9 protein-coding genes are annotated in these 9560 nt (G+C 63.3%); 7 read left to right on the plus strand and 2 right to left on the minus strand.

The window, feature by feature from the left end:
• Positions 1-11: 11 nt before the first annotated feature.
• Complete coding sequence (locus AC1Q6C_RS15335) at positions 12-953, minus strand: ABC transporter ATP-binding protein (protein WP_007727917.1); 942 nt, start codon at positions 951-953, stop codon at positions 12-14.
• Positions 950-2704: a polyprenol phosphomannose-dependent alpha 1,6 mannosyltransferase MptB gene (mptB, locus tag AC1Q6C_RS15340; protein ID WP_003944776.1), complete on the minus strand. Its 1755-nt coding sequence runs from the start codon at positions 2702-2704 to the stop codon at positions 950-952. The genes AC1Q6C_RS15335 and mptB overlap by 4 nt, the downstream gene beginning before the upstream one ends.
• A 130-nt stretch (positions 2705-2834) precedes the next feature.
• On the opposite strand from mptB, the gene AC1Q6C_RS15345 reads away from it, so the two are divergent.
• The 7 genes from AC1Q6C_RS15345 (at position 2835) to AC1Q6C_RS15375 (ending at position 9482) form a co-directional block, all read left to right on the plus strand.
• Positions 2835-3581, plus strand: a complete 747-nt coding sequence (locus AC1Q6C_RS15345; protein WP_269455348.1) for a helix-turn-helix transcriptional regulator — start codon at positions 2835-2837, stop codon at positions 3579-3581.
• A 155-nt stretch (positions 3582-3736) separates the two neighbouring features.
• Positions 3737-5197: a Fe-S cluster assembly protein SufB gene (sufB, locus tag AC1Q6C_RS15350; RefSeq protein ID WP_003944799.1), complete on the plus strand. Its 1461-nt coding sequence runs from the start codon at positions 3737-3739 to the stop codon at positions 5195-5197.
• Positions 5197-6417 carry a Fe-S cluster assembly protein SufD gene (gene sufD / locus AC1Q6C_RS15355; protein ID WP_003945011.1) on the plus strand — a complete coding sequence of 407 codons (1221 nt, stop codon included), beginning with the start codon at positions 5197-5199 and terminating at the stop codon, positions 6415-6417. Before sufB ends, sufD begins: the two co-directional genes overlap by 1 nt.
• A 61-nt stretch (positions 6418-6478) precedes the next feature.
• On the plus strand, positions 6479-7285 hold the full coding sequence (gene sufC / locus AC1Q6C_RS15360; RefSeq protein ID WP_003944795.1) for a Fe-S cluster assembly ATPase SufC: 807 nt from the start codon (positions 6479-6481) through the stop codon (positions 7283-7285).
• Between the two features lie 5 nt (positions 7286-7290).
• Positions 7291-8556, plus strand: coding sequence for a cysteine desulfurase (locus tag AC1Q6C_RS15365; protein ID WP_230359862.1), 1266 nt, complete (start codon positions 7291-7293; stop codon positions 8554-8556).
• Between the two features lie 3 nt (positions 8557-8559).
• On the plus strand, positions 8560-9063 hold the full coding sequence (gene sufU, locus AC1Q6C_RS15370; protein WP_003944894.1) for a Fe-S cluster assembly sulfur transfer protein SufU: 504 nt from the start codon (positions 8560-8562) through the stop codon (positions 9061-9063).
• A complete protein-coding gene (locus AC1Q6C_RS15375; protein WP_003944963.1) occupies positions 9060-9482 on the plus strand; it encodes a metal-sulfur cluster assembly factor in 423 nt (140 codons plus the stop codon). Before sufU ends, AC1Q6C_RS15375 begins: the two co-directional genes overlap by 4 nt.
• Positions 9483-9560 lie beyond the last annotated feature (78 nt).

Consider the following 9560-nt stretch of genomic DNA (forward strand, 5'->3'; position numbering starts at 1 on the left):
CTTGATCTCCGTCATCCCCTCAGTTCCCGGCCCGTCAATTCGAGGAAGACGTCTTCCAGACTCCGTTGATCGACGCGAATGTCGTTGATCAGCACGTCCTGATCGGCACACCACGTTGCGACAGTCGCCACGGTTGCCGGATCGATTGCACCTTCGACGACATAGGTGCCGGGGTTGGATTCCTCGATGCGGAACCCGGCGAGTGAACCGGCCAGCGAATCGAGGCTCAAACCGGGAACCGTCGTCAGACGGAGTTGTCCTTCGGCGCCCTTGCTGGTGACCTCCGCCGGCGTTCCCGACGCGACGATCTTGCCGTGGTCGATGATGACCAGTTCGTCGGCGAGCGCTTCGGCCTCGTCCATGAGGTGTGTGGTGAGCAGGACGCTCACGCCGTCGCGTCGCAGAGCATCGATGAGTTCCCACACGAGCAGGCGCGCCTGAGCGTCGAGGCCGGCGGTGGGTTCGTCCAGAAATACCAACTCGGGACGCCCGACCAGCGCGCACGCCAGGGACAGTCGTTGCTGCTGGCCTCCGGAGAGGCGGCGGTACGGGGTCTTGCGCGCATCGGTGAGGCCGAGTTTGGAAAGGAGCCAGGCGGGATCGAGCGGGTCGGCCGAGTATGCGGCCACGAGGTCGAGCATTTCCCCGGCCTTGGACCCGGGGTACGCGCCGCCGCCCTGCAGCATGACGCCGATTCGCGAGCGGACTTCACCGGAGTCGGCGATGGGGTCGAGACCGAGCACTCGAACCGTGCCGGCATCGGGGGTGACAAACCCTTCGCACATCTCGACGGTGGTTGTCTTGCCGGCTCCGTTGGGGCCGAGCAGGGCAACGACCTGGGCCGTCTCGACAGTGAGATCGATACCGTCGACGGCTCGAACACCGTCGAAGGACTTGACGACACCCTGGATCTGTACCGCCGGCGTCGACGATCTGGAGGCTCTCGAGGTCACGGGGAATCAGCGTAAGCCCCCGCCGAGTTGTCTTCGTCTACCGGTCCGCCTTTCGTGATCTCCGCTACTGGCTTGTCGCTACGCCAGGGGAGTGAATTGCGGGTGAAGACGATGAGCGTTCCGGCGGTGAGGATGGTCGCGATGACGGCCTGCACGATCATGAACGGAAGGTATTCGGCGCCGTTGGACATCAACATGACGCTGACGATCGAGGTGAAGACGACGGCAGGGATGCGGAAAATCGGCGCGGTGGCCCACGCCGCCAACGGAAGGATCGCCCACAGCAGGTACCACGGCTGAACGACGGGGAACAGGAGAACGATCGCGCCGAGCGCGATGCCGAGTCCGCCGACCGGATGGATGCGGCCCATGTAGACCGAGATCATCATCCGTGCGGTGACGAGCATGGCGACGAGAGTTGCGATGGGCCGCGTGATCGTGAGGATCGCCGTCGTGTGATCGCCGAGTCCGAGCAGTACGCCTGCCAATCCCGTGCCGACGCCCAGGAGCGTCGGGATGGACATCCAACTCCGGACTGCCGTGGCGGTGTCGAGGGTGTTGATCCAACCCATACCGAGCCCACTGGCCACGCTGATGACAAACGTGACGACAGCGGCAACGATGCCCAGGAGAATCGCGGCTCCCGCCAGGGCTTTCCAGGTTCCACCCCAACGCCGGGCCAAGGCCATGCCGACAAATCCCAGTGCAAGCAAGGACGGAATTTTGACGGTCGACGACAATGCGATCAAACCTGATCCCGCAACGAGATAGAACAGCGCTCGCCCACGGATGGGCCCGGACCCTTCGACTGCGCGAAGAGCGATCTCGATTCCGGCGAGCATCAACCCGAGCATGAGCGCTTCGTTGTGGATGCCGGCCACCAAGTGGAAGAGCAACAGCGGGTTCGCGGCACCGAGCCAGAGCGAACTGACGGCAGAGACACCGCATCGCTTGGCCAGTCGCGGTATCGCCCACACGATGAGCGCGACGCCGGCCAATGCGAGCAAGCGGTGCAAGAAGATTCCGGCCACGATGTTGTCGCCGGTCAGTGAGCTGATCCCGCGTCCCAGCCACAGGAAGAACGGACCGTACGGAGCCGGGGTGTCGCGCCAGATCGTCGGAACCGTGCGGGTGAGAACGTGGTCGACGCCCAGTGCCGCCTTGGGGCCGATGGCGTACGGATCGAGTCCACGGGCCGCGATTTCGCTTTGAGCCAGATACGAGTAGACGTCGCGGCTGAACATCGGCGGTGCGACCGAGAGCGGCAGGATCCACAGCAGGAGTGTGCGGTCCAACTGGGAACGGGTCATGCGCCGCGGTGCGCCGGAACGGCTGCGTATGTCCCCGACTGCAAATCGGCCCATCATCAGCCAGGCCAGAACGACGAGCACGGTTCCGGTCATCGTCATGGTGAGTGAGACCGTCGGCATACGTCCGGGAAGGCTGAGGACTCGAAGTCCTGCGGTCGGATTCTGCAGGACGGGTTGTGCGCCGGCGCCGAGCGCTCCGACTGCCATCAAGACCGCGCCGGTTGCGCCGAATCGGCGAATCCCTCGCAGTTGTGCGGTTTCCTTCGCGTTCAGGCCCGGGCGCTCGTCCTCGTCGCCGTGCAGCACCGCGGCCATACTCTGCCGGGGAGCGGATCCGAAAGGTCGAACGCCGATTGTGGAAAGCGCGAGTGCCTTGGGTTTTTCCAGCAGGATCGCGCGCGCCGATCGGGCGGTCGTCGTCTTCTCGGGGGTCTGCGGCACACCAGGCAGCGTAGCGGCTCCATCCAGCCGGACAGACAAGCACAAACAACGTACGTTGTCCGGATATTCCCGAATGTAATGCAGGTTGCCCTTAGTAGACCTGCGAAAAGAATTCCGTCACACTTGTGTTGTGAAAAGAAATGCGTCAGACCCACGAAGCAAGGAAGTTGCAGGTCAGCCCACTGTAGCGGCCTCGCCGAGTGCTGCCGCAAATCCGGTGACAGTGAGCGTCGAAGGTCAGACGCGGGCGGCAGTGGTCAAGCTGCTACTCGAAGAAGGCCCCATTACCGCCTCCGAAATCGGCACGCGCCTCGGTTTGAGTGCCGCAGGTGTCCGACGTCACTTGGATGCGTTGATCGAGTCGGGCGAAGCCCGTACCGCTTCGGCGTCGTCGCTGCGTCAGCGTGGACGAGGTCGTCCCGCCAAGCAGTTCCAGATCACCGCGACCGGTCGCGGCCGCCTCGGCCACACCTACGACGATCTGGCGGGAGCCGCGATGCGGCAACTCCGTGAAATCGGCGGAGACGCGGCAATCGAGGAGTTCGCCAAGCGTCGGGTCCAGGCGATCGTCGGAGACGTCGAACCGGCTGATCCGACAGATGTCGACAACGTCGAGGCGACAGCGGACGCAATCGCCGAAGCCTTCAATGCGGTGGGGTTCGCAGCGTCGACCCGGCCGGTCGGCAACGGCGTGCAGATCTGCCAACACCATTGCCCGGTTTCCCATGTGGCAGAAGAGTTTCCGGAACTGTGCGAGGCAGAGCAGCAAGCATTCCGGCAATTGCTCGGGACTCATGTTCAGCGTCTGGCGACCATCGCAAACGGTGACTGCGCCTGCACGACGCACGTGCCCCTCGTGTCCACCGGGAGTAGATGACCGGACCAGATTGTTCTACAGAGCGTTGCCACCGTGCAGCGTTCGAATAGAGATTTTTCAGCTAGTTCTTCAAAGTCAGAACTGCTCGACCACAGCGACCAGCCCTCGCTGAACCCGAGCAGCCGTCAAGAAACAAGACTCCGGAAGGAGCTCGCATGACCGTCACATCAGACCAGGCGACTACCACTGCGGCAGCAGGCACCGAGCCGCTCACGCAGGAAGAGACCATCGCGTCCCTCGGTCATTACGGCTACGGCTGGTCCGATTCCGACGAAGCCGGAGCCAGCGCGCAGCGCGGGTTGTCCGAGGCTGTCGTGCGGGACATCTCCGCCAAGAAGAGCGAGCCCGAGTGGATGCTCGACATCCGCCTCAAGGCGCTGCGCACCTTCGACAAGAAGCCGATGCCGAACTGGGGCAGCGACCTCGAAGGTATTCACTTCGACAACATCAAGTACTTCGTCCGGTCCAGCGAGAAGCAGGCCGAGTCGTGGGAAGACCTGCCCGAGGACATCAAGAACACGTACGACAAGCTCGGCATCCCCGAGGCGGAGAAGCAGCGCCTCGTTGCCGGCGTCGCAGCTCAGTACGAGTCCGAGGTCGTCTACCACTCGATCCGTGAGGACCTCGAGGAGCAGGGCGTCATCTTCCTCGACACGGACACCGGTCTCAAGCAGCACCCGGAGCTGTTCAAGGAGTACTTCGGATCGGTCATCCCGGCCGGCGACAACAAGTTCTCCGCGCTGAACACCGCCGTGTGGTCCGGTGGCTCGTTCATCTACGTTCCGCCGGGAGTCCACGTGGACATCCCGTTGCAGGCGTACTTCCGCATCAACACCGAGAACATGGGTCAGTTCGAGCGCACCCTGATCATCGTCGACGAAGATGCCTCCGTGCACTATGTCGAGGGTTGCACCGCGCCGATCTACAAGTCCGATTCACTGCACTCGGCCGTCGTCGAGATCATCGTGAAGAAGGGTGGCCACTGCCGCTACACGACCATCCAGAACTGGTCCAACAACGTCTACAACCTGGTGACCAAGCGCACCAAGGTCGAGGCCGGCGGATCCATGGAGTGGGTCGACGGCAACATCGGCTCCAAGGTCACCATGAAGTACCCGGCCGTGTGGCTGATGGGCGAGTACGCCCGCGGTGAGGTTCTCTCCGTTGCGTTCTCCGGCGAGGGCCAGCACCAGGACACCGGCGCCAAGATGCTCCACCTCGCGCCGCACACGTCCTCGACCATCATCAGCAAGTCTGTCGCCCGTGGTGGTGGACGTGCGTCGTACCGCGGTCTGGTGCAGGTCAACAAGGGTGCCCACGGCTCCAAGTCGACCGTCAAGTGTGACGCTCTGCTGGTCGACCAGATCAGCCGAAGCGACACCTACCCGTACGTCGACATCCGCGAGGACGACGTCACCATGGGTCACGAGGCCACCGTTTCGAAGGTCAGTGACGATCAGCTCTTCTACCTGATGAGCCGCGGACTGACCGAGGACGAGGCGATGGCCACCATCGTGCGTGGATTCGTCGAGCCCATCGCGAAGGAACTCCCGATGGAGTACGCGCTCGAGCTCAACCGCCTTATCGAACTTCAGATGGAAGGGGCTGTGGGTTAGTGACCACGCCAGAGACCGGAGTCATCGGAGCTGTTGCCGGGGAGAACCCGACCGCTCCTGTAAAGGGTGCAGCCACCGGCTCACCCATCACGAACAAGGGTGAGCAGTTCTCCTCGTTCGACGTCAATGCTTTCGAGGTTCCCGGCGGACGTGACGAGATCTGGCGGTTCACCCCGCTGCGTCGCCTCCGGGGATTGCACGACGGCAGCGCCGTCGCCAACGGACAGGTCACCGTCGAGGTCGACGGCGGAAGCGACATCACCGTCGAGACCGTCGGCCGTGACGACGCACGTCTGGGCAAAGCCGGCGTTCCCGCTGATCGCATTGCAGCGCAGGCGTATTCGAGCTTCGAGACGGCAACGGTCATCTCGGTTGGTGCCGAGGTCGAGGTCGAGAAGCCCGTTGTGGTCACCATGACCGGCCCCGGAGTCGACAACGTCGCCTACGGACACACCCAGATTCGTCTGGCGCAGTTCGCCAAGGCGACGTTCGTGATCGACCAGCGCGGCAGCGGAACCTTCGCGGAGAACATCGAATTCGTTCTCGGTGACAGTTCGCAGCTGACCGTGGTGGCCATCCAGGACTGGGCGGACGACGCAGTTCATGTGACGTCACACCACGCTCGCCTGAACCGCGACGCAGTGCTTCGATACACCTCGATCAGCCTGGGCGGCGACCTGGTGCGCCTGTCCGCCACCGTCAAGTACGACGGACCGGGCGGCGACGCCGAACTGCTCGGCCTGTACTTCGCCGACGCCGGCCAGCATCTGGAACAGCGTCTGCTGGTGGACCATTCGCAGCCCAACTGCAAGTCCAACGTGGTCTACAAGGGTGCGCTTCAGGGAGATCCCGGATCCGGCAAGCCCGACGCGCACACCGTGTGGATCGGCGACGTTCTCATCCGCGCCGCAGCGGAGGGCACCGACACGTTCGAGCTCAACCGCAACCTGGTGCTGACCGACGGCGCCCGCGCCGACTCGGTTCCGAACCTCGAAATCGAAACCGGTGAGATCGTCGGGGCCGGCCACGCAAGTGCAACGGGACGTTTCGACGACGAGCAGCTGTTCTACCTGCGTGCTCGTGGTATCCCGGAGGATCAGGCTCGTCGTCTGGTCGTACGTGGGTTCTTCCACGAAATCATCAACAAGATCGCTGTTCCCGAGGTGCGCGATCGCCTCGAAGCCGCAGTCGAAGCCGAACTCGCAGCCGTCGGCTCCTGACCGCCCCGCCGGCGACACCACCCCGTCGCTACGCTCGCCCGCCTCATCTTGAAGGAATTTCATGTCTACCAGTGACAACACCACCACCTCGGTCCTCGAGGTTCGTGACCTGCACGTCGAGGTCGCCAACTCCGATGCCAACGCCGAGCCCATCCAGATCCTCAAGGGCGTCGACCTCACGGTCCGCTCGGGGGAGACCCACGCGATCATGGGCCCCAACGGCTCCGGCAAGTCGACTCTGTCGTACGCCATCGCCGGTCACCCCAAGTACCAGGTCACGTCCGGCTCCATCACCCTCAACGGTGAAGACGTCCTCGCAATGAGCGTCGACGAGCGTGCGCGTGCCGGGCTCTTCCTGGCCATGCAGTACCCCGTCGAGGTTCCCGGCGTTTCCATGTCCAACTTCCTGCGCACCGCCGCTACGGCCGTGCGAGGCGAGGCTCCCAAGCTGCGCCACTGGGTCAAGGAAGTCAAGGAAGCCCTCAGCGAGCTCGAGATCGATCCCTCGTTCATCGAGCGCTCGGTCAACGAAGGTTTCTCCGGTGGCGAGAAGAAGCGCCACGAGATCCTGCAGTTGGGCATGCTCAAGCCGAAGATCGCGATCCTCGACGAGACCGACTCCGGCCTCGACGTCGACGCTCTGCGCACCGTCTCCGAAGGCGTCAACCGCTACAAGGAGCGCGAGAACGGCGGCGTTCTGCTGATCACGCACTACACGCGCATTCTGCGCTACATCAACCCCGACTTCGTTCACGTGTTCGTCGGTGGCCGCATCGTCGAGTCCGGTGGACCGGAGCTGGCCGACGAGCTCGAGACCAACGGCTACGTTCGTTTCACCGCGGACACCGCAGCTACCCAGGGAGCGTAATCACGATGACCACCTCGGTGCGCGAGCTCGACGTCACAGCGGTTCGGGCCGACTTCCCGATCCTGGCGCGAACCGTGCGCGACGGAAAACCTTTGGTGTACTTGGATTCCGGCGCTACCTCACAGCGTCCGGTCCAGGTTCTCGATGCCGAACGGGACTTCCTGACCACGTGTAACGCGGCAGTACACCGGGGTGCTCATCAGCTCGCAGAAGAGGCGACTGACGCGTACGAGAATGCTCGCGCCACCATCGCTTCCTTCGTGGGTGCGGAATCGGACGAGTTGGTGTTCACCAAGAACGCCACCGAGGGTCTCAATCTGGTGACCTACGTTCTCGGTGACGATCGCTTCGACCGCCACGTCGGTCCTGGCGACGAAATCGTCATCACCGAACTCGAACACCACGCCAACCTCGTTCCCTGGCAGGAACTTGCGCGCCGAACCGGTGCGACGCTCAAGTGGTACGGCGTCACCGACGACGGCCGGATCGATCTCGATTCGCTGGAGCTGACGGACGCGGTGAAGGTCGTTTCGTTCACCCACCAGTCCAACGTGACCGGCGCGATCGCGCCCGTCGAGGAATTGGTGCGACGAGCACGCGCCGTCGGTGCGCTCGTCGTGCTCGACGCGTGCCAGTCGGTGCCTCACATGGCGGTCGACTTCCACGAACTGGGAGTGGACTACGCGGCGTTCTCCGGTCACAAGATGCTCGGCCCTTCGGGGGTCGGAGTTCTCTACGGCCGTCGTGAACTGCTGGCAGCAATGCCTCCGTTCATCACCGGTGGCTCGATGATCGAGACGGTCACCATGGAGGTCAGCACTTACGCGCCACCGCCTCAGCGTTTCGAAGCCGGCGTACCGATGACCTCACAGGTGGTCGGGTTGGGCGCTGCCGTGGATTACCTGAACACCTTCGGGATGGACGCCGTCGCCGCGCACGAGCACGTGTTGGTGGAGGCTGCTCTCGAAAAGTTGTCGGCGATCGAAGGTCTGCGCATCATCGGACCGCAGACGTCCGAGAACCGCGGCGGAGCGATTTCCTTTGTCGTGGACGGTATTCACGCCCACGACCTCGGACAGATCCTCGACGACGAGGGCGTCGCGATTCGCGTCGGACACCATTGTGCGTGGCCGCTGCATCGTAAGTTCGGTGTCGCTGCGACGGCCCGTGCGTCGTTTGCGCTCTACAACACCACCGCGGAAATCGATGTTCTCGTTGCCGCGATCAAGCGTGCGCAGGAATTTTTCGGTGTCGCAGGGGAGTTGAACTGAATCATGCGCATGGAGCAGATGTATCAGGAAGTGATCCTCGATCACTACAAACATCCGCACGGCCGCGGACTCCGTGAGCCGTTCGGCGCCGAGGTGCACCACGTCAACCCGACGTGTGGCGACGAGGTGACGTTGCGCGTCCAGATCTCCGAGGACGGAACGGTCTCCGACGTCTCGTACGACGGTCAGGGTTGTTCGATCAGCCAGGCGTCGACGTCGGTGCTCAACGACCTCGTCATCGGGATGCAGGTCACCGACGCACTGAAGACGGTGACGGCGTTCAACGAGATGGTGAGCAGTCGGGGCACCGTCGAGGGGGACGAGGACGTTCTCGGCGACGGTATCGCGTTCGTCGGAGTCTCGAAGTATCCGGCACGCGTGAAGTGCGCCTTGCTCGGATGGATGGCATTCAAGGATGCTGTAGTCCAGATTGTCGACGGCAGTGCTGTGACGACGGCGGACAGCAGCAGTGAATTGGTCGACACGACTGAAGGACAGGGATCATGACCGAGACACAACCAGTGCAGGACGCCGAGGTCGGCGCTCCGGTGAATCCGAATCCCGATTCCACTGCGGAATTCGGTGGCGCACAGGGCAGTGGCACTGTCCCGTCGCCTGAGCGACTCGACGAACTCGAAGAAGCGATGCGCGACGTCGTCGATCCCGAACTGGGAATCAACGTCGTCGATCTCGGCTTGGTCTACGGACTCTTCGAAGACGACGGTGTCGTCACGATCGACATGACTTTGACGTCGGCGGCGTGCCCGTTGACCGACGTGATCGAGGACCAGGCGCGCGGCGCACTTGTGCGTAGCGATCTGTGTACCGACATGAAGATCAACTGGGTGTGGTTGCCGCCGTGGGGACCGGACAAGATCACCGAAGACGGACGCGAGCAACTGCGCGCACTCGGCTTCACGGTCTGACAAGCAACCTCGGCACGATCAACTGAATACATTTCACCGGAGCGTCGGTGCCCGTTCGTCGGGTACCGGCGCTTCGGT

The organism is Rhodococcus sp. MT28, assembly GCF_058792695.1.

Coding starts and splice junctions, on each gene's coding strand:
- sufB (WP_003944799.1), top strand. CDS start 3,737: ATGACCGTCACATCAGACCAGGCGACTACCACTGCGGCAGCAGGCACC.
- sufC (WP_003944795.1), top strand. CDS start 6,479: ATGTCTACCAGTGACAACACCACCACCTCGGTCCTCGAGGTTCGTGAC.
- AC1Q6C_RS15365 (WP_230359862.1), top strand. CDS start 7,291: ATGACCACCTCGGTGCGCGAGCTCGACGTCACAGCGGTTCGGGCCGAC.
- sufU (WP_003944894.1), top strand. CDS start 8,560: ATGCGCATGGAGCAGATGTATCAGGAAGTGATCCTCGATCACTACAAA.
- AC1Q6C_RS15375 (WP_003944963.1), top strand. CDS start 9,060: ATGACCGAGACACAACCAGTGCAGGACGCCGAGGTCGGCGCTCCGGTG.